Here is a 25,014-nt window from a genome sequence, read left to right as displayed (position 1 = left end):
CAGACTGTGGCTATTCGCAAGATGCGAATAGCCAGACAACTAGTTTTCATCTTGCCAGGATTGCATTTTACGGTACAGAGTCGATGGACTCACTTGCAAAGCATTGGCTGCCTGCACCACATTATCATCGAAATGCTGAATGGCTCGCTCAATGGCTCGACGTTCGGTAGTGGCCAGCGGTTCAATAGTAAACACAGCTTCAGATGCGGCACCCAGCAGCGGGTTATCCTGGATAGCTTCAGCTACGGGCATATTTGCCGATGTGCCACCAGGAGGGGCGACACTGAGTTTATGGATACTGGTATTATCTAATTTCAATTGCCGCCCCAACTCTTCGCTACCGATAATTGGCCCGTCAGACATGATCACCGCACTGTGAATAAGGTTACGTAGTTGCCGCACGTTACCGGGCCAATCGTACTGGGTTAGCAGCATCTCTGCATCAGCAGAGAAACCAGCGAAAATCTTCTCCTCTTCTTCGCTAAACCGGGTCAGAAAATACTGAGCAATTTGCAATGGATCCTGGTCTCGTTCCTTTAGCGGGGGCAGATCGATGGAAATTACATTCAACCGGTAATACAGGTCTTCTCGAAGTACCTGGTCGGCAATCGCTTGCAGCGGGTCGCGATTGGTGGCGGCGATAAAGCGAATATTGGCTCGTTCAGTTTTATCCGAACCCACTTTTTGATATTCGCCGGTTTGAATAAAACGCAGCAGTTTAGCCTGTAGCGCCATATCCATCTCCCCTAGCTCATCGAGGAACAAGGTACCGCCGTCGGTCATGGTAGCCGCACCATCACGGTTAGACAGAGCGCCGGAAAACGCGCCTTTTACGTGCCCAAAAATCTCTGACTCCATCAATTCTGATGGAATTGCGGCACAGTTCAGCGCTACAAAAGCGGCGTTTTTGCGCTTGCTGAGTTTGTGTATGGCTTCAGCAGCCACTTCTTTACCAGTGCCGCTGGCGCCAGTTAAAAACATACTGGCATTACTAGGAGCTGCCCGCTCTATGGCGTTGTAAACAAATTGCATGGCAATGGAATCGCCGATGAAACCTTCAAAAGTAGGCCGCTGTTTTTTCTGATAGCGCTGCAAAGTTTGTTTGAGCATGCTGCGCTCTGCCAGAATATCCTGCATCTGGCTGGCTTGCTCCACTAAAATACGCAATTCGTCATTATTCCAAGGCTTTTGTAAATAACCCCAAACCCTGCCGTTATTTACTGCTTCTAACACTAAATTGATATCAGTATGAGCAGTTAACATAATGCGAATGGTTTCTGGATATTCCTGGGCAACACGGGTAAAGAGTTCGTTACCGGTCATACCCGGCATACTCAGATCGGAGATAATAATATCGACGCTGTTTTCAGCTAAGGTGTCCAAAGCCTGCTGGCCGCTATTGGCTGTCAAAATAGTCGTGTGTTTGCCGCGCAAGACTCTGGTGATGGCCGATGTGATAGCAGTCTCATCATCCACTAATAATATGGTTTTAAACTTCATTGCTTCCGATCCTGTGGAATATCCAGAATCATTAAGGTAGGCAAATTTTGTGAAATTAGCCATACCCCATTGGTCTAATGGCGATAAAAGCTATTGTTGTCGGCGTGATTAAAACAGAAGAGGGCGTGATGCCCTCTTCGAAAAAGTATTTTATTGCGGTATTAGCTGATTAAAGCTACCCGCTTCAATTACATCCTGCATCATGCCGATATCGGGCGAGAAGTAGCGGTCGTGATCGTAAAACGGTACTTTCGCACGCACAATGGCGTAGGCCTGTTCCAGTTTTTCAGAAGTCCTATTTGGCCGTCTGAAATCAATGCCCTGTGCCGCAGCTAATAGCTCCACAGCCACAATACCACGGCTGTTTTCAGCCATATCCGACAAACGTCGCGCCGCAAAGGTGGCCATCGACACGTGATCTTCCTGGTTGGCAGAAGTGGGCAAACTATCCACCGAAGCCGGGTGCGCCAGAGTTTTATTTTCTGATGCCAGTGCCGCGGCCGTTACCTGAGCCAACATAAAGCCCGAATTCACCCCGCCATTGTTCACCAAAAATGGCGGCAAACCACTCAGGTTTTTATCAATCAACAAGGCAATACGACGTTCCGATAAAGCGCCGATCTCGGCGATTACCAATGCCAGATTGTCAGCGGCAAACGCCACAGGCTCGGCGTGGAAGTTACCACCTGAGATAATGTCTTCATTGAATACCAGTGGGTTATCGGTTACCCCGTTAGCTTCGGTAGTTAAGATCTGTGCCGCATGTTGCATCTGATCCCAACAAGCCCCCATCACCTGAGGCTGACAACGCAGTGAATAAGGGTCTTGTACCTTGTCGCATTCCAGATGGGAATCGCCAATTTCTGAGGTTTCCGTTAATAACTCTCTGTACAAGGTAGCTGCGTGTATTTGGCCTTTTTGACCGCGAGCTTCGTGAATGCGCGCATCAAAAGGCACGCGGCTACCCACCGCCGCCTCAACACTCATAGCGCCTGCCACAATAGCAGCATTAAACAGGTTCTCTGTGTGGAACAAACCTTCCAGTGCTAAAGCAGTAGAGGCTTGAGTGCCGTTAAGCAATGCCAGACCTTCTTTAGGCGCCAGATTGATAGCCTCAAGGCCCGCAATCTCCAGGCCTTTGGCGCCGGAAATCACTTCGCCTTTATAGCGCACATGGCCTTCACCAATCAGCGGCATACTCATATGAGCCAGCGGTGCTAAATCGCCACTGGCACCCACTGAGCCTTTTTTCGGTACGCAGGGATACACTTCAGCGTTTACCAGTGCCATCAGCATTTCAATCACCTGCAGGCGAATACCAGAAAAACCACGGGCCAGAGCATTGATTTTTAAGGTCATCATCAAACGCACGGTGGAATCATTCATTAAATCGCCCGTACCTGCCGCATGGGAAAGCACGATGGATTTTTGTAATAATTCCAGCTCTTCTGGCTTAATGCGGGTATTGGCCAAAAGGCCAAACCCGGTATTGATTCCGTATACCACTTGCCCGGACGCCAGGACTTTGTTTACCTGGTCAGACGATGCCGTAATAGCCGCTTGCACGCTACTGTCCAGTGACAAATGCACAGACTGAGTTACTACATCACGTAGTTGAGCCAGAGTTAATTTGCCTGGTTGTATCATTAATTCATTCATGGAGTCATTCATAGCCAAGCCTCACTTATTGCCAGTATTAAGCATGGGTAAATCCAGGCCATTTTCTTTAGCGCAATTAATGGCAATATCGTATCCGGCATCAGCATGTCGCATAACACCCGTGGCCGGATCATTCCACAGCACACGACGTACCCGCTCACCGGCTTCCTCGGTACCATCACAAACAATCACTACACCCGAATGTTGTGAAAAGCCCATACCGACACCACCGCCGTGGTGCAAACTCACCCAGGTTGCACCACCAGCTGTGCTTAACAAGGCATTGAGTAACGGCCAATCTGATACGGCATCAGAACCATCTAACATGGCTTCAGTTTCACGGTTAGGGCTGGCTACTGAGCCAGAGTCCAGGTGGTCGCGACCAATCACCACCGGCGCACTTAACTCGCCGTTTTTCACCATTTCATTGAAGGCATTGGCAATGCGAGCGCGGTCTTTCAACCCAATCCAGCAAATACGCGCAGGCAAGCCCTGGAACTGAATGCGTTCTCTGGCCATATCTAACCAGTTGTGCAGGTGCGGGTTATCCGGGATGAGCTCTTTTACTTTGGCGTCAGTTTTATAAATGTCTTCCGGGTCGCCGCTCAGCGCCGCCCAGCGGAACGGACCGATACCTTCACAGAATAAAGGACGAATATAAGCAGGCACGAAACCTGGGAAATCAAAGGCATTCCCCACCCCTTCTTCCAACGCCATCTGACGGATGTTATTGCCATAGTCCAAGGTAGCAGCGCCGCGCTCTTGCAGGGTTAACATGGCCTGTACTTGCACTGCCATGGATTGCTTAGCGGCTTTTACCACTGCCGCTTCGTCTCGGGTACGCATATCCGCAGCGTGCTCCATAGTCCAGCCTTGTGGTAGATAGCCATTCAGTGGATCGTGAGCAGAAGTTTGATCGGTTACTACGTCAGGTGTAATACCGCGCTCCACTAATTCAGCGAATACGTCAGCGGCATTACCCAACAAACCGACTGAGATAGGTTTGTCAGTGTTATTTATCATGTCTAATGCTTCATCCAGCGACGTGGCTTTTTTGTCCACATAGCGGGTGCGCAGACGGAAATCGATACGGGTTTCATCACATTCAACTGCAATCATAGAGAAACCAGCCATAGTAGCCGCCAGAGGTTGCGCTCCTCCCATACCACCTAAACCACCAGTGAGTACCCACTTACCCGAAGCGACACCGTCAAAGTGTTTGCGTGCTACGGCACCAAAGGTTTCGTAGGTACCTTGTACAATGCCCTGGCTGCCAATGTAGATCCAGCTACCGGCCGTCATCTGGCCGTACATCATCAAACCTTCTTTATCCAACTGGTTAAAGTGTTCCCAGTTAGCCCAATGAGGTACCAGGTTAGAGTTAGCAATCAGCACACGCGGTGCATTGGCATGAGTTTTAAAAACGCCAACAGGCTTACCCGATTGCACTACCAGTGATTCGTCTTCTTCCAGGCGTTGCAATACTTCTACGATTTTATCAAAACACTGCCAGTCGCGCGCTGCACGGCCAATACCACCGTAGACCACCAGATCTTCCGGGCGCTCTGCCACCTCCGGATCCAGGTTATTCATCAGCATGCGCATGGCCGCTTCCGTTAGCCAGCTTTTACAGGTTATTTCTGTGCCTTTCGGGGCGCGTATCACTCGTGTAGGGTCGTGACGATTGTTCATATGATTCACCTTTATTAATCTCTTTGGCCGGCTTAACCGAAGGTCAGATGACTGCCTAAACGGTACCTGTCACCGGGATGGGTCAATATGGCGTAACTCACCGAAGCCTTTTTAGACCAGGTTCTTCGGGTTACGCGTAAGCAAGCAGTTCCTTCCTTAATATGTAAAAGTTCCTGCAATTCCGAATCTGGCACTATGGCTTCCACCAAATGCTCGGCTTCGGTAAGGGGTAATTTCTGCGACAAATAATCGTGACTGGTTTGGCCCTCAAAATCTTGCGCCAGATAGTCAGGTGCTACTTTCGGGTTAACGAAGCGCTCTTCTAATTGCAATACCTGGGCATTTTCGAAGTGCAAAATCACACTATGAAACACTTCAGTACCAGCGGATACGCCAAGGTTTGCCGCCACCACTTGATCAGCAATGACTTTATCTAGCTGCAACACCTGCGCTTTATGCTCATGGCCTCGATCTATGATTTCATCGGCGATATTGCGAATAACCAGCATAGACGATTGGCTTTTCAGGCTAGCCACGTAGGAAGCTGCACCTTGATTGCGCACAATCACGCCTTGCTCTGCCAATTCCTGTAGCGCCCTTCTGGCGGTCATGCGGCTAACAGAAAACTCTTCCGCCAGGGCATTTTCTGATGGCACAGGGCTATACTCAGGCCATAGGCCTGATTCGATGTTTTGCAGTAAGTGCTGCTTGATCTGTAGATATTTGCTGACGCTCATGAATTAATAAATTCTCACAAACAACTTGTATATACAAGTTAATTTTCGCAGAATAAATCACATAACTCATCCTTTCATGGACATTGCCAATGAATTCAAACAGTTCCACAACGATCGCCAACACTCCTTTGGTATTACACAATTTGAATCTCGCAACCATGGAAAGGGGGATTGCTGAACAAGACCTGTTGCAGAATGCGGCAGTAGTGATAGATCAAGGCAAGATTGCCTGGTGCGGTACAGCCGATCAGCTACCAGAACAATACCAGCAATATCCCAAACAAGACTGTCAACAGCAGTGGTTATTGCCGGGGCTTATCGATTGTCATAGCCACCTGGTATTCGGTGGCAATCGCGCCGATGAATTTGAAAAACGATTACAAGGTGTGTCTTACGAAGAAATAGCTCGCGCCGGTGGTGGTATTATGAATACCGTGCGAGCCACCCGAGAGGCAAGCGAAGAAAGCTTGTACACCTCAGCAGCAAAGCGTTTGAAAGCAATGCAACAACAAGGCGTTACTACCTTGGAGATAAAATCCGGTTATGGCCTGGACAGCGACACAGAACTAAAAATGCTGCGAGTGATACAAGGTTTAAAAGAGACTAATCCTCTCAATATTCAAAGTACCTTTTTGGGTGCTCACGCCCTGCCCCCTGAATTTAAAGACAACGCCGATGGTTATATCGATTTAGTTTGCGATGAGATGCTACCCATGGTGGCTAAAGCCGGTTTAGCTGATGCGGCGGATGTATTCTGTGAGGGTATTGGCTTTGATTTGAAACAAAGTAATAAAGTGTTACTAAAAGCTCAGTCGCTAGGACTGAAAGTTAAAGCTCATGTAGAACAGCTGAGTAATCTGGGCGGCAGTGAAATGGCTGCTGGATTAAACGCGCTTTCCGTCGACCACATCGAGTATCTGGATGAAGCTGGCGTAGCAGCTATTGCTCAAAGTGGCACGGTTGCCACTATTTTGCCCGGAGCCTTTTACTTCTTGCGAGAGACCCAAAAGCCTCCGATTGAATTATTGCGCCAATACAAGATACCTATGGCAGTGGCCACTGACTTTAACCCCGGCTCCTCACCGATTGCGTCTCTGCCTTTGATGCTGAATATGAGTTGTACTTTTTTTGGTCTGACACCGGAAGAAGCACTTTTAGGTGTAACCCTCAATGCTGCTAAAGCATTAGGTATGGAAGACCACGTTGGCACCATCACACCAGGCAAGCAAGCTGATTTGACTCTGTGGAACATCGAGCATCCTCGCGAACTTTGTTATTACGCCGGGCTGCATCAGCCCTCTCAAATCTGGCACAAAGGACTGAGAACTTAATGATGAATGATAATTAGACAGAGCCATCCCAATTTAAAGATCAGCAAACGGATATTTATTATTCATGGTTGCATTAACATGATTAAAATGCGCTGTTTGCTCATCTAATATTGCGTGCAGTTCGTCTTGCTGGCTCTGTACCTCAATATATTCGATTTCTAATTGTTTGATCTCGTCACGAATTTGAATGCGCTGCTCTCTGGTTAAGCCATCCGCCAACATTTCATCACTCATTCTCTCTATTTCTTGCGAGATAGAGGCTAATCGTTGCTGATTATGGCTGATATCATGTTCTGCGGCATTCATCGCTTGCTCAGCTTGAAAGAGAGATTGACCGTCGCGATAAGCCACCAGAAAAACGACCTCTAAATCGGCTGGACAAGATTGCTGATAATCTCTGTTCATTAGGCCTTGGCGAAATCCATTGTTTTCGGTGCAATAAAGGGTAGCACCCTGCAGATGGCCCTCCCGATATGCTTGCAAATCGGCAGTAATCCCATGCTCAGCGCAGTCTTTCCTGTACTGGCTAATCACAGATTGATTTTTCCCCGTACTGCCGTCCTCAAATCCAATCGCTCGCCAATCAGCAGTCTGGCATTCCATTTGGTTCATGGAAGCACACCCGCTTAGCAATAAAGCCGTAAGCAACAGCCATTTCTTAAAATCCATCATTATTCGCGCTTATATAAAAGAAAAGTGGTTACTTATTAAAATAGTAAACCTGCAGCGCCTGCGGAACAACCTTTGCGAAGCAGGATTTAACCCCCTTGTAAACTCAGTCATGAGCGCCACAAAGAGCGGCGTCATCGAAAAATGAATGCATCGGCTCTCACAAATCTGGTACAGGGGTTTAATAATTTCGCACTAACGGCTACCTTTTAGGTTATATCGCTAAGGAAACGGAGTTGCACTCATGTCTGACATGGTGCCCAAAGCCAGACTAGAGCGCGCTAAATCGGCCAGAAAAGAGGCTGAGCGCTTGTTGGAAGAAAAATCCCTCGAGCTGTTTCAAAAGAACCAGGAATTACAGGTCTTAAGCCTGCAGCTAGAAGAAAAAGTACTGGCGCGCACTGTAGAACTGGAAAAAGCCCGGGATGAAGCCCTTGCCGCCAGTAAACTAAAAAGCGCTTTTCTTGCCAACATGAGTCACGAAATACGCACACCGCTCACAGCCATCATCGGGTTTGCTGAAAACATTCAAGCGGGTATTTTATCCCCCCTCGAGACCGAAACGGGGATCAACAATATCATTAGCAATGGTCGTCATTTGTTAACTGTGCTTAATGAAGTGTTGGATATTTCTAAAATCGAATCGGGTGAACTAACCGTTTCCAACACCCGATTTTCACTGCATCAAATGCTGAATGAAATTGACTCTATCTTTAAAGGCTTTTGTAAAGATAAAGGATTGCATTTTGATATTCACCTTGAGGATAACATCCCATTAGAAATCTCCAGCGATGCTACTCGCTTGAGGCAGATATTGATGAATTTGTTGGGCAATGCCTTTAAGTTTACAGAACAAGGACGTATCAGCTTAGATGTAAAATTCGATGCCGACAGAAAAAAACTAACATTTATAGCCAGAGATACTGGTATCGGCATTGAGCAGAACAAACTCAGCGAATTATTTAAACCTTTCACTCAGGCAGATTCCAGTATTACCCGAAAATTTGGCGGTACCGGGTTGGGCTTGAGTATCTCTCGTAATTTGGCCAGATTGATGGGGGGTGACATCGGAGTTTCAAGTACACCAGATAAAGGCTCCGAATTCACACTTACTATCCTGTGTGAAGCCTGTTTTTTTGAAACTGAGTTGCCTGGTGATCTCAGTGACTTTGAAAACTGGAAGCCTTTGCGGGGTAGCGTATTGATGGTGGAAGACAATGAAATGAATCAATTGCTTATCAGTCAAAATTTAAGTGCCATGGGCATTGAATATCACATAGAAGAAAACGGCGAAGAGGGATATCAAGCGGCCCTTGCTGGGGAATATGACTTGGTTTTAATGGACATTCAAATGCCGGTCATGGATGGTAAAGAGGCCATCAATATCTTGCGGGCAGTGGGCTACAACACCCCAGTGATAGCACTGACGGCTAATGTTATGGCTGAAGACATCGCTGAATACAAACGGCTGGGGTTTAATGCCTGGTTGGGGAAACCCATTGAGCGCGACAAATTTTATCGCACCCTGGCGCATTACCTCCCGATTAAGACGACTAACACCAAGACTTCCGTTGCCGACGTGCATGACTACGCGAGTTTACAGGAAAAATTTATCACGAGCTTGCCAACCTACGCTGAGGAACTTGAACAGGCAATTGAACAACACAATGCCCAAGCCGTGGAGAGGGTGTTACATCAACTCAAAGGCCTCTGTGGTAACTTTACGCTGGACGACCTGAATCGGCTGGTTACACTTATGTATGATGATATTCGCAAGCAAGGCTTTGCCAATATTATCAACAAAGCACCGCAGGCTATCGAGTTAATGCGCCATTATGGCAAGGAACAAAACAATGCAAAAAAACATTAATTTTTTGATTGTGGATGATGTGGATACCACCAGAGAATTATTGCGTGGTTTAATCCAAAGTGTGCTCAATAACAATAACTTTAAGTTTCAGGTAAATGTGTTTCAGGCTGCCAATGCGGCGCAAACTAAACAGGCACTGGAAAAAAACAATATTCACCTGGCCTTTCTGGATATCGAATTACCTGATGGCAGTGGCCTGGAATTATTGCGCCTCATCAAGTCCGATTATCCCGATTGCAAAGCGGTAATGGTCAGCGGTAACGCCTCCAAAGAGAATGTTTTGGCCTCAGTGGAAGTAGGTGTACTCGGTTTTATCCTGAAACCCTTCAACTACTTAAGAGTAGAGGAGGCCATTAAAAACTTTGTTAAAAAGTCCCGGGACTGACACTATTGTTGTCCTGCAGGTTTTGACGCGTATAGATCTTTGTCTGCCAAGGCAAGAGTCTCATCCAGCGGGATCCCTTTAGAGACACGACATGTGCCAAACGAAGCCCTGACAAAAATCGGAAAGGACAAACCCGGCACAGGTGAACGCTCGCAGCGCCGACTGAATCGCTGCAAGAACTCCTGACACTGAGTCAACTCACAATCCCACATCAGGATCACGAATTCATCGCCACCTAAACGTCCCACCACATCGGCCTTACGGCAACTGGTTTTCAGCAGGTGACTAAACCAGGTCAGCGCGCGATCGCCAATACTATGGCCGTGTTTATCGTTAATTGCCTTAAACTTATCCAGGTCCACCATCACCAATACCATGCCTTTGGTATCAATCCGCTCCGCCTTTTCCAATGCGTCTTCATAAGCTTGCTCGAAACCAAAGCGGTTGTATAAACCAGTGAGGTAATCATGACGCGACTTATCAGATAACTCCTGAATGACGTCCAGTAGCATTACACCAAGAAAACAAACGCCCAATAACACGTATGCCAATGGTGCAAGCCGTGTCAGTAATTCTGCCGCCTGACCCGCACCATCGAACAAACTGTTGGAAGGATTTGAGACAAACACTATGGCGGTTAGGAAGTTGTACGCCAGATAGAGGCTAAAACCCAGGATTAACAAACGATCGCCGTAGCGGGTTTGTGGATAGCGCACTATCGCTACAATGGTAAGCAGTGCCGTCAACGCACTGATACCGTGAATGAGGATAATACGCGATGGGTAATCACCGTCCACGAAGGTATAGCTGAACAGACTAATTACCTGAATGGCCACCAGAGATAAAAACCACTGCCAGGCAAATCCCATGCGGTTGCGTTTCCAAACACCGTAAGGCCAAAGGAAAGTTGGCGCGCTGTAAATAATGTTATTGATGAAGGTTAACAGCGGGCCGGGGCTTATTTCGTTAATGGCCAGAAGAGAGGCCTGAAACCAGGCACAGCCAAGTAGCAAAAAGCCAGCCGCCCACCACAATGCGGGCTGCTCATCAAAAATACTGTCAAACTTCTTGGCTGTCCGGCTAACAAAAAATAACAGTGATGCCATGAATAATGCCATCACTGTGGGAACCACGAATAATATTCCTTCTATCAAACTTGCATTCCATTTTAAGCGAGTTACTTAAATTTAGCCTTTTACAGGCGATTCTGCAAAAACTAAAAAACCAGATTAACTTGCTTTTTGCAATCGATTGCATTTTAATAAGGAAAGTAGAGGCTGGCGATTTTTTAAACAACATTTTATGGGTGATGTTATGTTTTTAGTTCCACTTAATAAGTTTTTATTGTTGGCGCTTTTAATTTCATTGCTAAGTCATCCAGGCGTCGCACAGCAACTTACTTATACCCTCACTGACAATCCTACTGAGCAACTTATCGTGGATTTAATGAAACAGGGGTTCGCCAATAGTGCGCTAAAAAATCAAATTCAATTTAATGCCAAAAGAGAATCGATCAACGAAGCTCGCAAGATTCAGATGCTAATGGATAAGCAATTAGATATTATTTGGACTGGCACCACTACCCAATATGAACAGCAACTCTATCCTGTTCGAATCCCGATACTCAAAGGCATGTTAGGTCATCGTATATTTATTATTCGCGCTGGCGATCAACCGCGTTTCAATGGGATTACGCAACTCTCTCAACTTAAAAATGTTGCGCTAGGACAGGGTAAATTTTGGGGAGATACACAAGTACTCAAAGCAGCCAATATGACAGTAGTAGACCCGGTAAAATACGAGAGTTTATTTCACATGTTGGAAGGTGGTCGCTTTGATTTTTTCCCAAGAGCCCTGCACGAACCCTGGTCAGAAGTGGCATCTCGTCCTGAATTACAGCTTCAGGTAGAAACGAAACACTTGCTCATTTATCCCTTTGCGCTTTATTTCTTCGTACATAGAGACAATCAACGCTTGGGTGAGCAACTTCATGCCGGTCTGATGAGAAGTGTTGCCGATGGCTCTTATGATGAACTGTTCTACAATCATCCAGTCATTGCCGAAACTCTCGCTCGCTCAGCCCTCAATGAGCGTATCGTGCATCGCCTGAATAATCCCAATATGAGCCCCGAAACGCCTACTCAAGATCCAAGACTCTGGCTAAATGTAATGACTTCTGATTAAAAAATACAGCTGTTTGCGAAATCCCTACAGTTCGCCGTTTAAAGGTTCCCGACATAACCGGAATTCACTGCCTCGCAACGAGAATCAACAAAAAACTTGATCTTTGCAAATAGGTAACCTATAAGTTACCTATTGATTTTAAGTACAGGTTTCCCATGTCTCCCGAATCTATGGATGCGGTGTTTCAAGCACTGGCAAATGACAAACGCCGTAAGTTACTGGACTACGTAAAAGAACATCCCGGATGTTTAGTCAAAGACGTTTGCAAAGAATTTGATGTGACCCGAATCGCGGTGATGAAACACCTGACAGTGCTGGAAAAAGCCAACCTACTGATCACCGACAAACGCGGTCGAGATAAACACCTGTTCATTAACGTTATCCCCATTCAAATGATTCACAGCCGCTGGACCTCTGAGTACAGTGCTTTGTGGGCAGGCAGAATGCTGGATATCAAATTTTTAGCCGAACAAAAGCAAGTCGAAAGCGAAGATAAGAGAAAGCAAAAATGACAGAATCGTCTTTAAAACCCACTAAAATGAGACAATCAATTCATAAGGTATTCATCAACGCCAGCATAGATAAAGTCTGGGCAGAGATCGTGAATACCGACAGTCCAAGACAGTTTTTCTTCAATGGCCAGTGCGATACACCCGGACTCACACCCGGGGCTCCCATGGCAATGCGTTCACCGGATGGCAAATACACCAGCGTTGTGGGTGAAGTGACCGAATTTAATCCGCCCTATCGCTACGCCCACACCTTTAAATTCACCACCATGGAAGATGCTATCGGAAAAGTGATCTACGATTTGAAAGAAGTGGATGGTGGTACCGAATTTACCTTGATTTCAGAGAATCCCGATTTGGCAGAAGTCTCCAAGACCGAAAAAACCATGCAGGATGGCGGCAAGTTTATTTGTGAGAACCTCAAAGCCATTGTGGAAACCGGCAAACCGACGCTTTCAGGGCGTATGATTTTAAGCATCATTAAACTCACCACATGGATGACGCCAAAAGTGGCCTTAACTGAAAACTGGAGCTTTGAAGCGATTAAAGCTTTGCACAAAGAGGAGCAAAAATAATGGCAACACCAGAACAACAAGCGCAAACCATGTTGGCAAATCTGCCAGAAAAAACCGGAAAAGCACTGCCCCGATGGTTAGATTTAATCACCAAGGCAAAGTTAGACAAACACGGTAAAATCGTTAGCTTCTTGAAAACCGAGCATCAGGTAACCCATGGTTTTGCTAATTTGATTGCCCATGAATTCTTAAATCAGGGCAACGCAGAAGAGCCCGATTTGGTGGCGCAGCAATACAGCAAAGGCAAAGAAGAATTGCTACCCATCTATGACAAGCTCATGTCAGCCATCAAGGCATTTGCCCCTGACGTGGAAGTATCCCCCAAAAAAGCCTACGTCAGCCTGCGCCGCAATAAACAATTTGCCCTGATTCAACCTTCCACCAAAACGCGCATTGATGTAGGCATCAACTTAAAAGGTACTGCGCCTGACGAACGCCTGGAGGCGTCAGGAAGCTTTAATGCCATGGTAAGTCATCGTGTCAGAATTACCGACATTGAACAAATAGATACAGAGTTATTGAATTGGTTAAAAGCGGCTTGGGAAGTGGCTTGAATTAAAAAAGCCCCAAGCTCTTGCGAGTTGGGGCAAAGTGACACACTTATACGGGAGACGATTAAAGCCAAATTGATGTAGGTTCGAGTTAAGCTGCAGGGATGCAGTAAATGCCGTTTATGTCGGGAACATTTAAACGGCATTCATTATTGTAGGTCGAACTTTAGTTCGACAACGTTGACGGAGTTACCAGAGTTGTCCGACTGAAGTCGAACCTACAAACACAATCAATAAAACTCGTAACTGACACTAAAGGTTGCCGTTCTTGGCATGATAAAACGTCCGTTTGGCGCTGTGGGATTGCGCGGATCTCCTTCTGTTAAACCATCTTCATCGGTGATGTTTTGCATAGACAGTTCAAACTTAAGACCTTCTTCGCTAAGCAATGCAAAGCCCACATCCAGCTGCTCGTACCCCTCCAATACAACGGTGTTTTCATTGTTGGAGTAGCGGTCGTCTACCATGATGACATTGGCATAGGCCGACGCCATAAAGTTACCAATTTCAAAGTCGTAGTTAGGTGTTACTCGCAACTGCCAGCCCGGTTGACGCTGTACTTCATTGCCAATTAATTCTGGATTGGAATCACTTTCGGTGATCTCAGTATCCTGAATAGTGGCGTTTAAGGTTACCGATAAACCATCATCATTAAACCAGGCCGCGTCCACTTCTACCCCCATCGCTTCAGTGATGAATCGCTGAGACGGCGCACTTGGGAAAGGCGTTTGTGATGACTCGCTTTCATTGAAGAATGCCGTAGCGTATAAGTTGTAGTTATTACGTGCCAACTTATAGCCAAACTCATACTGGGTAACATCAAAGATCAAATCAGAGCCAGCTTCATAGGCACCGTAATTATCGCGAAAATCATCAAAGTAAGGCATTTTAGAGCCTTCACTGGCACGCAAGAAAACACCGCTATTGTTTTCAAACTGGTAGTTTAAACCCGTAGTCCAGGAAGTATCAGATTCGTCGTATTGCACTACCTTAGTGATGACACCGTCAAGACCTTCATCTACGGAATATTCAATTTCGTGATTTTCGAAACGCAAACCAATATCCGCACTTAACTGGTCGGTAAATTGATAATCAACGGCACCATAAAACGCCGTAGTTTTGCCATCACCAGCACTGTTAATATCGTAATTCCAGCCACAAGAATCAGCGTTGTCATTACAATCGATACCTGTCAGATTTTCGCCGCCTTGGGCAATCACATGATAAGACTGGTTACCCAGCGACCACCAATCTTTGGCCGAGTAATCAGAGGCGTATAGGCCAATTGTGGCTTCAAAACTATCGCCGGCTTTGGTCAGGGCTAAATCATTGGTGAAGGATTCAATTTCTTTACGAACCACCCAACGACCAATCTGCTGTACTAAAGTTGAACCACTGTATTCAGTGCCGGTTACAGCGCCGATGGCGGTACTGCCATTGTCAGCCACTTCAGATAGAGCAACCGCGGATCCGTTGGGTACGAGACCCAGAGTATCGGCATCGCCTTTAGTAAAGGCAAAACGATCAACGAAAGTCCAGCCATTGCCCAGCTCTAAGTTAATTGAACCACCGCTAATGGAACCATCCCAACCACGGCCTTCACCGAAATCGAACGATTCAGAAGTACCGTCGGGACCATACTGAATGGTGGCCTGGCGATTTAGCGTACCCAATTGGGTATATTCGTTATCAACACCGTCTACCAACGGAGTTGGCAAATACCAGGCACCGTGATCATCGGTAACACGAGTGAAGAAATTCAGCTTACCGTTATCCAGTTCCTTGGTGAGGTTAATGGTAAACTGCTGACCTTTTTCAGAGTTAAAACCAGCATCGCGAATACCGGAACTTTGCTGAATATAACCACCGATCATATAGTAAAAATCTTCGGCAAGTTCACCACTCAAAACACCGTCAAGGCGCTGCAAGTCGTAGCTGGAAGTGGTGTATTTCAATAAACCTTCTGTAGCAGGACCACCTTCTTTTAGCAGGAAGTTGGTGGTTAAACCCGGCTGGCCATTTGAAACGACAGAGTTGGGACCACCACGCAAACCATCCATAAAGGAAATGGTTTCATCGACGCGGAATAGCGTAGAGTTTTCTAAAAAAGATAGCGTTGGTGGCTGGAAAACCGGTACGCCTTGCAATTGCACGGTCAGAAATGGTGCATCGCCCGTGCTGGGAAAACCGCGCACGAACACGTTCGCACCAGAAACACCACCTGAACTCTCAGCCCAAACGCCGGGAATCGCCTTAAACACGTCTGCGGTGGACTTAGGCACCAGCTTCTTAATGTCTTCGGCGCTGAGTGAAGTGGTGGCAAAACTGGTATCGACCTTTCTCACTGCTTTACCGCTGGCAGTACCCGTAACGATAATTTGTTCATACAGATCTTGTTTTTTAGCCCCCTCATCTGGGGATTGTGCTTCTGACTCTTGTGCAATTGCACCGGCGCTCAACGCTAAAGAGACAGCCATAGCCAGACTGGTCTGCTTTAAAGTTAAACGATTCGCTTGTGTTTGTGTGTTGCTCATTGTGTGTTTCCTCTGCTACCAGATGTTACTTAATTGTTAATCTAGGATCTATTGCAATCGATTGCAAGAACTTTTTTGCAAACGATTGCAATTTGCTTTTTTCTGAGTACACTGAATTGCTGTAGATAAGATTTAGCAAGGGGGAAAGGCGTACAGAGCATATCCAGGTTAAGGACATCATTACCTGCCAATGTCTGAACACGCACTTAGAATGTTATGGAAATGTTAGATAAATCAAAGACATCGAAGCCATTTTTGAAAAGCGAACTGTTCATTGCCGTGCAATCAGCAGCCTTGTTTTCAGACAGTAAAACCTTTGCTGATGCCATTCCCAACAAACCTTTCTCAGAAATTGATGAGCATTGGAAAAAAGAATCTAATTTGCCGGAGTTTGATCTTGGAAAGTTTGTGCAGAGACATTTTATTTTACCTGAACACAAAGAAGTGAAAGCTTCAGATGCTGTGCAGCGAGATATGTTGCAATACATCAGTAGTATGTGGACACATCTACTGCGCAAACCCGATACCATCAGTGGCAACAGCCTTATTGAACTGCCACATCCATATATTGTACCGGGTGGTCGCTTTCAGGAAATCTACTACTGGGATACTTACTTTACGGCATTGGGGCTATGTGAAGATGGCCATTATCAACTCGTACTGGATATGTTTAGCAACTTCCAATACCTGATTGAAAACAATGGCTGTATTCCCAATGGCAATCGAGACTACTACCGTGGCAGGACTCAGCCACCTATTCTGGCATTGCTACTGGAATTGCTACTCAGCCATAAAGACAAATTGCCACGGCTCAACGAGTCTGATTTCCTGGAGAGTGCCGTTGCCAGTCTTGAAAAAGAGTATCAATACTGGATGCGTGGCTCAGCGCAACTGAGCTCCGATAACAACAAACAAATTCGCTGCCTGTTAATGTCTGATGGCTCCGTACTGAATCGTTATTTTGATGACCATAACGGCCCCAGACCTGAGTCCTGGCGAGAAGATTCAGAGCTGGCAAGCGAAATACCGGCACCACGCCGTGCGGATTTTTTCAAAGATGTGCGTGCGGCCTGCGAATCCGGTTGGGATTTTAGCTCTCGCTGGTTGTCAGAGCCATATAACCTCAGCTCTATTCGCACCACGGACATTGTGCCGGTGGACTTAAATTGTTTGCTTTGGAAATTGGAAACCTCGCTGTCCCATTATTATGACGTTTTGAGCAACCCGGAACGCGCTGCTCAGTTGAAGCAAGCGGCACAGCAACGAGCCAACGCCATCCAGAACTGGTGTTGGCATCAAGAGTCCGGTTTTTATATGGATGCGATCTTCAGTAAAGAAACAACCTCAGAAATCTACTCTCTGGCAGGTGTTTTGCCCCTGGTGATGGGGCTGGCAAGCGCTCAACAGGCACAACAAGTGAGCGAAAAACTGGCCACTGATTTTCTCAAACCAGGCGGCCTTGTCACCACGCTCACCGAAACTGAGCAGCAATGGGATAGTCCTAACGGCTGGGCACCATTGCAGTGGTTTGCTGTGTGCGGGCTGGAAAACTACGGCTACCAAGGACTGGCCATGCAAGTGATGGAAAGCTGGCTAGGTAATGTCAAAACCTGCCTCAAAACCCATGGTTGTATGTTAGAGAAGTACAACGTACTCACACCAGGGATGATAGCTGGCGGCGGAGAATATCAGGTACAAACCGGCTTTGGCTGGACTAATGGCGTATGCAGAGCCTTCTATAAAAAGCTGATGCTTGAATAATCCCGGTTGGTTTTTTATCGGATTATTGATACAACTAGTCTTCGCATTAAGTTTCAGCATCACTGACATTAGAGCGTGTGATCTCCTCAGGCCCAAGGATTAATGACAAAAAAAGCCAGCACTCTTACCGATGTCGCCCGTATTGCGGGCGTTTCCGAATCTACCGTATCTCGCGCTCTGAATGACAGTAATCTGGTGAGCGAAAAAACCCGTAAGCGCATTAAACAAATCGCGCAGGAGATGGGGTTTAAAATTAATACCCTGGCGCGCAATCTGCGCACCCAAAAGTCTTACACTATTGCGGTGGTGTTAGTGGTAAGTTCTGAGGAAGATCAATCCGCCAGCGACCCCTTTTTACTCAGCCTGGTGGGGGTTATTGCCGATGAACTAAGCAAACGCAATTACGACTTATTGTTATCATCTCATCCGGGAGAAGCCCTGGAAAATGTCCCTGAACTGGTAAATCAAAAGAAAGCCGATGGCGTCATATTGTTCGGTCAAGGTGACGACATTGAGCATTTTACCGAAGTAGTCAAACCAGAACTACCAGCCATTGTGTGGGGTCAGGTTGCGCCGGGCTCTGGCTATGTCACGGTGGGCACAGATAATTATAAAGGCGGCTTATTAGCCACGCAGCACTTATTAGAAACAGGTAGAAGAAATATCTGTTTTGCTGGTCACTTGTCTTACGAAACTGAGCAGCGTTATTTTGGTTATCAGCAGGCACTTAAAGACGCTGGCAAACAGTACCGACATCATCTGGACGTGCGCTTTAACTTTTCCGACGCCTACAAGACCACCAAAGCACTGCTGGAAGAGGGGCAATTTCACTATGACGCGATTGTGGCCGCCAGTGACACTATCGCTCTGGGCATGATTAAGGCCCTCACCGAGGCCGGAAGGAAAATCCCCGACGATATCGCCTTTGTGGGTTATGACGATATTTCGGTTTCGGCTTACACCACCCCAGCCCTCAGCACCATTCGCCAGGATACCCGTAAAGGCGGCGAAAAACTGGTGGAGCTGTTGTTCGACAGATTGGCAGGTAAACCCGGCGAATCTTATATATTGGACACTCAACTTATCCAGCGCAGTAGTAGTTGATAATTCGCGACGGTTAAAACCTCTCGGTTCTAATCATTAACATAAAAACAACAATTGCAATCGATTGCATTTTTAAGCATCTCATGCCATTATTAACTCAATAATGGAGGAAATGTCATGCCAAGTACTGTTAATAGCGAATCAAAAACACTGGTGTTTATCAGTTTGATTTGTACCTACGTCGTATTCGCAATTTTACTTAATAGTGTCGGCACTGTGATCCTGCAATCCATTGAAAGCTTTGGTGTCTCTAAAACTCAAGCCAGTACCCTTGAGGGTTTTAAAGACTTACCGATTGCGATTGTTTCTTTTTTACTGGCTTCCTGGTTGCCTCGTTTTGGCTTTAAGAAAGCCATCATTACCGGGCTTATCATCGTTACCATCAGCTCAGCACTAATGCCCATTGTCGGCGGTTTTGCCATGACCAAATTACTGTTTTTATCGGTCGGTGTGAGTTTCGCTCTAGTGAAGGTGTCTGTGTATTCCACCATTGGATTGATTGCCGACACCGCCAAACAGCACGCCTCTAAAATGAACTTACTGGAAGGCTGTTTTATGGTGGGTGTGTTATCTGGGTATTGGATATTCAGCTTTTTTATTAACCCAGAAAACCCGGCATCAACCGAATGGCTCAATGTTTATTGGTTAGTGGTGATCCTGTGTGGCATCGCGTTGTTTTCTGCCATAGCAGCGGATTTCCCTGCACCCGAAATTGCCCAGTCAGAATCTACCTTTGACAGTTTCAAAGCCATGTTATCTCTGGTTTGGTTGCCCTTTGTGGTGATGTTTGTTTGTTGCGCCTTCTTCTACGTTTTGATTGAGCAAGGCTTAGGTACCTGGCTGCCTACCTTCAACAAAGACGTATTGGGTTTGAGCAACAATATCAGCGTCCAGATCACCAGCATTTTTGCCGCATCACTGGCTGTGGGTCGATTGTCGGCGGGTGTCATCTTGAGCAAAGTAGATTGGTTTGTATTTTTGGTGGTGTGCGTCGTTGCAATGGCCCTGCTACTGCTTTTAACTATCCCGTTAACCCAAACAGCGGCGCCCTCCCACCCCATTAACAGCTGGAGCGCCATTCCTTTTGCCGCCTGGATATTGCCATTAATTGGGTTATTTATGGCCCCCATCTATCCGGCCATTAATTCCGTAGTGCTCAGTGCCCTACCCAAGGCGCAGCACGCCAGTATGACCGGCCTCATCGTTATATTCTCGGCCTTGGGGGGTACTTTCGGCAGCCTGGTAACCGGCACAGTATTCGATATGTTTGATGGTCAAACCGCGTTTTACACCATGCTGGTACCCATGGCGATATTGTTGATAAGTCTGGTTCTATATCGCAGAGCTATTCCAACCCTCCACAGAGGATAGTGCGATCTATAAAAACACTGGCCTTGCTCGCTTTTAACGTTTCAGCAAGGCCTGATAACATTGTTTAAGTAACGAGTTCAATGTTAGTGTTCAGAGAGCATGCAATTGAGCGAATGTCATCTACCGGAGACACACAACTGTGGCTGCGTAAACTCTTCAAAAGATATCAAGTCAGCTAATGATTGCAGATCAGAACATGAGATTAAATCATTACCAGATAGGTCTAAAGTGAGAACCTGTGGCATTTCGAATAACATTGAAATATCAATAATCTCATTATCCGCGAGGTATAGCCGAGTTAAACTTCCCAATCCTCCTAGTGGAGACAGCTCAGAAACCTGATTACCGTTTAAATTCACCCTTCTCACCTTAGTTAAGTCCGAAAGCGCGGTAATATCTAGCACCTGATTATTTTCAAGATCAAGTATCCTTAACTCTTTGAGATTACTCAAATACGACAGATCTGTTATTTGATTACCCGCAAGATAGAGATAAAGCAATGATGGTGCGCTGGATAGGGATATCTTGCTGATATCAGTAATCTGGTTATAACTTAAATTCAAACGATAGTTATATATGAGATTTTCCAGTGGTGATAAATCACTGATATTGTTATCACTTACATCGAGGCTGAGTATCTGCTCAAATTGACTGAGAAAGTTGATATCTGTCAGCTGCAGTCCACGCAAAGACAAGCCATCCCAACGATGCTCGTTGCCAAACTCGGCCACAGGAGATAGATCCAAAACAGGGTTATTATCCAGATATAAGTGACCTAAAGATTTAATCTCTGGCATTACACTGATATCACTAATCTGATTATCAATCAGGTTTAGTAAATACAAGCTTTGTAATCCCTTCAAAGGACTGATATCAGTAATATTATTGCCTTGTAAATTAAGCTGCCACAACGAACTAAGACTACTTAACATAGCAATATCCGACAATTGATTATTGCGTAAGTATAACTCTCGTAGTTGTGTCAACTCTTCAATAGGGCTGTAGTCTTCAAAGTTATTTAAATTTAAGTTTAAGCTATGCAAATTAGTTAAATTGACCAGTGCTGAAATGTCAGTGGCTGAAATCTCAACCAATGACAATTCATTCAGGTTAACCAGCCCTGACAGGTAGCTTAAGTCAGTAATAGGATTGTGGCTAAGGTGTAAGTTTTCTAGTTGCAGCATTGCTGCAAGGGGGCTGATATCAGCGATACTGTTCGACCACAAGTCTAACTTAAGTAGTGCTGTAAGCTGTTCTATACCTGAAATATCAGTTATGTCTTCTTCCCTACATTCAAGCTCGGTAATTTCTGCCACTAATACAGCTTCAGTATTCACAATACACTGCTGCAAAGCGCTATCGTTCATCTGAAGATTAGCCACAAGCACAGCTGTAGAGCTGTTGTCATTAGGATCACTCCCGCCTTCTATTTCCAGGGGATCGTCAACCCCGTCACCATCTGAGTCAATCTCAGTCGGATTTGTCTGATAGACATTAACTTCAGTACCATCAGAGAGTCCATCGCCATCTGTGTCCATAGCTGTAAAATCGGTACCAAAACGATATTCTTCAAAATTACTCAAACCATCGCTATCAATATCAGCATTAAACCATAATACGCCAGGAGATTGTGCTAATGGAATGTCGTGCTTATTGCGACTGAACACCGTTCGGGAAATACCATCCGCATTGCCATGGAACGGGTCAATACCAGAAGAGTTTAAGAGAAACCATTGATTTCGGTTGGGATTTTCTGATAACCGCCGTACTGCCAAGTCTGTTTTTCCATCGCCATCGTAGTCCGCAGGAACAGGAATATCTGCCGAGTTTTTGCCAAACTGGTAGCGACTAATACCATCATCATTGCCGGTTAAGGTGTCAATCCCAGAGGAATTTCTGATATACCAAAAATAGCTGTGAGGTCGGCGCACGGCAATATCTGCCTTGCCATCACCATCATAATCTGCTGGCACGGGAATATCCGTAGATGAGCGACCAAATCGCAGTCGCGTAATGCCGTCAGTGTGGCCGCTTACGCTATCTATTTCTGAGGAGTTTTGAATATACCAGTAGTGATTACGAGCTCTTCTTACCGCAATATCTGCTTTCCCATCACCATCGTAGTCTGCAGGCACCGGTATATCAGAGGATTCTCTACCAAAAATCTGACGAGTTATACCGTCAGGGTAATGAGTCAAGCCATCGATACCTGATGAATTTCGTATGTACCAATACTGAGTTTCAGGTCTGCGCACCGCGATATCGGTAATACCATCACCATCATAATCGGCTGGTACAGGGATATCATTGAAGCTTTGCCCAAAGACATAGCGAGTGATTCCGTCGGCATTACCATCAATTGGATCTACACCTGATGAATTCACTATATACCAAGTGTAATTAGAAGCTCTTCTAAGGCCAAGATCAGCGATTCCATCGCCATCAAAATCTCCTGAAAAAGGAATATCGCTGCTTTCTCCAAATGGAATAATCGAGTTTCTCAATTGCCCAGACAGTTTCAAAAAAAACTCACCGCTTTGCGTTCTTCTGGTGATTAAATCCGCTTTGCCGTCACCATCAAAATCGAGCTCAGTACCCGCGGCCTTTACCCCACTACTTAGCGCCAAAAATAAGCACAGTTTCAAGGTTAGCTTTAAATTAACCTTCTTCCGGTTTGATAAAATTTCCAATAACACTATTTATTCCTTTATCCATGTTGAAAACTGCAACTCATCCATCGGATAGACGATAAGCTACTTGCCATAACTAAATCCAAGACGCCTACCCTAAGCAATTCATTCCGCACATGGAAGCACAAATAGTGAATATTTTTACTCTTTTACATTTTTCTATGGTTTCGAATAGCCCTTTATATGCTTAGACTGCATTGAGATGCATTGGTTATTCTCTCGGGAGCGGCAAATCTCGATTTCACCGGGTTTAGCTGCCATCGTCAGCCATTCCAATAAACTAATGTTTTTGGCAGGCTGGCCATTAATTTCATAGATCAGATCCCCCTCTGCGAAGTCTAAACCCGCTGACGCCATATCTGGCATAACGTAGCGCAACACAAACCGACCATCGAGAATTTTACGCAGCTCCAGTCCTGTCAGATTGTATTTGGTATGGAATGGCGCTTGTTCATTGGGCAGCAGATACAAAACATTGCTGTGATAATCGATAACCGTGACTTGTTGATTGAGTAAAGCATTCCCGATAACCCAATTTTCATCCTCGTCATCATCAGGCCCGATGTGGTTTATTTTCACATTTGAAAACCACTGGTCACCGATTTTCACCCCCGGAATGGTACTTCGTTGATGCTCGGTTTTGCCACTTAAACCAAAATCAGCTGCAGTCACACTCGCGCCAGACAGCTTTATCTTGTCATTAACATAAGCAGCACTTACCTTGGCGTAATGGCGACTGCCAGTATCAATTAAAAAGTCCTGTTTCACTTTTTGGTTGGCGCCAAAATCCACTTCAACAGGGATGGCAATCTTGCTCAGGAACACGTCAAATGGAATCGTATTTTCATCACCATTAGGTTGATAAGGCAGGCTGCTGATCACCACCCGATTTAACGCCTTATCAAAAATCCAACTGAAGTGACGCAAAATATCATGTCCTATTACCCCGTCAAAAGTGGTTTGATCTGGACGCGCAAAATATCGGCTTTTAGAGGCTTGCAAATAGGCCATATTGACATCATTAAACACAACCCCTGATAACGACAGCGAAGACACTTTTGTCTGATACAGGGTGCTATCTTCCTCATCGCCCCAACCGCCTATGGACAATGAATACCCCTTGGTTAAATTCAATGCTTTTGATTTCTCGCTATCAATCACATAGGACATAGAAGCGCCGGTATCGATAAGGAACTTAAAACCATCAATACCGTTAACCGACACTTCAACATAAGGTTTTTCAGCATCTTCATAAAACGCCTTTAACACTGCTTGGGTATTTTGCTGTGTCCACACAGGGGTTATATCGTCGTTGGCATAACGCATCTTGATAACATTTACCAGATTGCATCCGGTGAGAAATAATACAGCGGAAGATAATAATAAGGCTTTAATGAATTTCACTGCGATACCCCGAGATATTTTTTTGAAGGGTAATAACGCAAACGTGAAACGAATGTGAAATTGAATTTAAAAGTGTATTTTATCTATATTCACCGCTCTCTGATGAGTTCCAATTCCTCAAACTCTGCGTTGACGCATTTAATTTATTGAGCTCGCTTGTTGTAATGATTCTAAGTTATTGCAACACATCTGATATTTTCAGCAACACAACCACTTTGCGATATGTATATACATTTGCTATCTTTATAATATCGTTTTGCTATCCATTATTGATTTATCTGGTCATGAAAAGATCAAAGAAAAAGAATAGCCAGTTAATAATCCGCATCAATGATGAGGAGCGGAGGGCATTTGTCGAACTCTGTGATGAGCTTGATACCAGTGCTGCGCGTGAAGTAAGACGATTCATCAAAAGCTTTGTCGCCAAATATGAGCGAGAGCAAAACGAAAATAGCAAGAATCAGGAGTAAGTCGAATGGCGAAATCTA

The 25,014-nt window shown here is 45.6% G+C and carries 20 protein-coding genes; 11 read left to right on the top strand and 9 right to left on the bottom strand.

Going from position 1 to position 25,014, the window contains the following annotated elements; genetic code table 11:
• Positions 1-39: 39 nt before the first annotated feature.
• From ACXAGP_RS10585 to hutC, 4 genes are all read right to left on the bottom strand, one after another.
• The gene (locus ACXAGP_RS10585) at positions 40-1,500 is read right to left on the bottom strand and encodes a sigma-54-dependent transcriptional regulator (RefSeq protein WP_475261296.1); all 1,461 of its coding nucleotides are present in this window, start codon (positions 1,498-1,500) and stop codon (positions 40-42) included.
• A 150-nt stretch (positions 1,501-1,650) separates the two neighbouring features.
• A complete protein-coding gene (gene hutH, locus ACXAGP_RS10580; RefSeq protein ID WP_475261550.1) occupies positions 1,651-3,159 on the bottom strand; it encodes a histidine ammonia-lyase in 1,509 nt (502 codons plus the stop codon).
• A 21-nt stretch (positions 3,160-3,180) separates the two neighbouring features.
• Positions 3,181-4,851, bottom strand: a complete 1,671-nt coding sequence (hutU, locus tag ACXAGP_RS10575) for a urocanate hydratase (RefSeq protein WP_475261295.1) — start codon at positions 4,849-4,851, stop codon at positions 3,181-3,183.
• Between the two features lie 32 nt (positions 4,852-4,883).
• A complete protein-coding gene (hutC, locus tag ACXAGP_RS10570) occupies positions 4,884-5,588 on the bottom strand; it encodes a histidine utilization repressor (RefSeq protein WP_475261294.1) in 705 nt (234 codons plus the stop codon).
• Positions 5,589-5,677: 89 nt separating this feature from the next.
• On the opposite strand from hutC, the gene hutI reads away from it, so the two are divergent.
• Positions 5,678-6,919, top strand: a complete 1,242-nt coding sequence (gene hutI / locus ACXAGP_RS10565) for an imidazolonepropionase (protein ID WP_475261293.1) — start codon at positions 5,678-5,680, stop codon at positions 6,917-6,919.
• A gap of 33 nt (positions 6,920-6,952) precedes the next feature.
• Here the strand turns inward: hutI and ACXAGP_RS10560 are convergent, their stop codons facing one another.
• Entirely contained in the window at positions 6,953-7,531 is a 579-nt protein-coding gene (locus ACXAGP_RS10560; RefSeq protein WP_475261292.1) for a DUF2799 domain-containing protein, read from the bottom strand.
• Positions 7,532-7,832: 301 nt separating this feature from the next.
• Between ACXAGP_RS10560 and ACXAGP_RS10555 the strand changes: the two genes are divergently transcribed.
• Both ACXAGP_RS10555 and ACXAGP_RS10550 read left to right on the top strand, forming a co-directional pair.
• Positions 7,833-9,458, top strand: coding sequence for an ATP-binding protein (locus ACXAGP_RS10555; protein ID WP_475261291.1), 1,626 nt, complete (start codon positions 7,833-7,835; stop codon positions 9,456-9,458).
• Positions 9,442-9,843, top strand: a complete 402-nt coding sequence (locus ACXAGP_RS10550; RefSeq protein WP_475261290.1) for a response regulator — start codon at positions 9,442-9,444, stop codon at positions 9,841-9,843. Before ACXAGP_RS10555 ends, ACXAGP_RS10550 begins: the two co-directional genes overlap by 17 nt.
• A 2-nt stretch (positions 9,844-9,845) precedes the next feature.
• On the opposite strand, the gene ACXAGP_RS10545 is transcribed toward ACXAGP_RS10550, so the two are convergent.
• A complete protein-coding gene (locus tag ACXAGP_RS10545; RefSeq protein ID WP_475261289.1) occupies positions 9,846-10,997 on the bottom strand; it encodes a GGDEF domain-containing protein in 1,152 nt (383 codons plus the stop codon).
• Positions 10,998-11,157: 160 nt separating this feature from the next.
• On the opposite strand from ACXAGP_RS10545, the gene ACXAGP_RS10540 reads away from it, so the two are divergent.
• From ACXAGP_RS10540 to ACXAGP_RS10525, 4 genes are all read left to right on the top strand, one after another.
• Positions 11,158-12,027 carry a diguanylate cyclase gene (locus tag ACXAGP_RS10540; RefSeq protein ID WP_475261288.1) on the top strand — a complete coding sequence of 290 codons (870 nt, stop codon included), beginning with the start codon at positions 11,158-11,160 and terminating at the stop codon, positions 12,025-12,027.
• Between the two features lie 155 nt (positions 12,028-12,182).
• A complete protein-coding gene (locus ACXAGP_RS10535; protein WP_338294345.1) occupies positions 12,183-12,539 on the top strand; it encodes an ArsR/SmtB family transcription factor in 357 nt (118 codons plus the stop codon).
• A complete protein-coding gene (locus tag ACXAGP_RS10530) occupies positions 12,536-13,111 on the top strand; it encodes an SRPBCC domain-containing protein (protein WP_475261286.1) in 576 nt (191 codons plus the stop codon). Before ACXAGP_RS10535 ends, ACXAGP_RS10530 begins: the two co-directional genes overlap by 4 nt.
• Positions 13,111-13,665, top strand: coding sequence for a DUF5655 domain-containing protein (locus ACXAGP_RS10525; protein ID WP_475261285.1), 555 nt, complete (start codon positions 13,111-13,113; stop codon positions 13,663-13,665). Before ACXAGP_RS10530 ends, ACXAGP_RS10525 begins: the two co-directional genes overlap by 1 nt.
• Positions 13,666-13,892: 227 nt before the next feature.
• Here ACXAGP_RS10525 and ACXAGP_RS10520 read toward each other — a convergent pair whose 3' ends face one another.
• A complete protein-coding gene (locus ACXAGP_RS10520) occupies positions 13,893-16,196 on the bottom strand; it encodes a TonB-dependent receptor (protein WP_475261284.1) in 2,304 nt (767 codons plus the stop codon).
• A 255-nt stretch (positions 16,197-16,451) separates the two neighbouring features.
• On the opposite strand from ACXAGP_RS10520, the gene ACXAGP_RS10515 reads away from it, so the two are divergent.
• The 3 genes from ACXAGP_RS10515 (at position 16,452) to ACXAGP_RS10505 (ending at position 20,432) form a co-directional block, all read left to right on the top strand.
• Positions 16,452-17,957, top strand: a complete 1,506-nt coding sequence (locus ACXAGP_RS10515; RefSeq protein ID WP_475261283.1) for a trehalase family glycosidase — start codon at positions 16,452-16,454, stop codon at positions 17,955-17,957.
• 102 nt (positions 17,958-18,059) lie between these two features.
• Positions 18,060-19,061, top strand: coding sequence for a LacI family DNA-binding transcriptional regulator (locus ACXAGP_RS10510; RefSeq protein ID WP_475261281.1), 1,002 nt, complete (start codon positions 18,060-18,062; stop codon positions 19,059-19,061).
• Between the two features lie 117 nt (positions 19,062-19,178).
• Positions 19,179-20,432 carry an MFS transporter gene (locus ACXAGP_RS10505; protein ID WP_475261280.1) on the top strand — a complete coding sequence of 418 codons (1,254 nt, stop codon included), beginning with the start codon at positions 19,179-19,181 and terminating at the stop codon, positions 20,430-20,432.
• A gap of 116 nt (positions 20,433-20,548) precedes the next feature.
• Here the strand turns inward: ACXAGP_RS10505 and ACXAGP_RS10500 are convergent, their stop codons facing one another.
• Together ACXAGP_RS10500 and ACXAGP_RS10495 are read right to left on the bottom strand one after the other, a co-directional pair.
• Positions 20,549-23,128 (bottom strand): leucine-rich repeat domain-containing protein, encoded by a 2,580-nt coding sequence (locus ACXAGP_RS10500; RefSeq protein WP_475261278.1) that lies wholly within the window; start codon positions 23,126-23,128, stop codon positions 20,549-20,551.
• A 153-nt stretch (positions 23,129-23,281) separates the two neighbouring features.
• Complete coding sequence (locus tag ACXAGP_RS10495) at positions 23,282-24,526, bottom strand: aspartyl protease family protein (protein WP_475261277.1); 1,245 nt, start codon at positions 24,524-24,526, stop codon at positions 23,282-23,284.
• Positions 24,527-24,810: 284 nt separating this feature from the next.
• Here ACXAGP_RS10495 and ACXAGP_RS10490 point away from each other — a divergent pair, with 284 nt between their 5' ends.
• Positions 24,811-24,996, top strand: a complete 186-nt coding sequence (locus tag ACXAGP_RS10490; RefSeq protein WP_475261276.1) for a hypothetical protein — start codon at positions 24,811-24,813, stop codon at positions 24,994-24,996.
• Positions 24,997-25,014 lie beyond the last annotated feature (18 nt).

The sequence above is a fragment of the Planctobacterium sp. AWM4_229 genome (assembly GCF_056160305.1).
The sequence above is the reverse complement of the archived record's forward strand: the minus strand, read 5'-3'. Positions and strand labels throughout refer to the sequence as shown.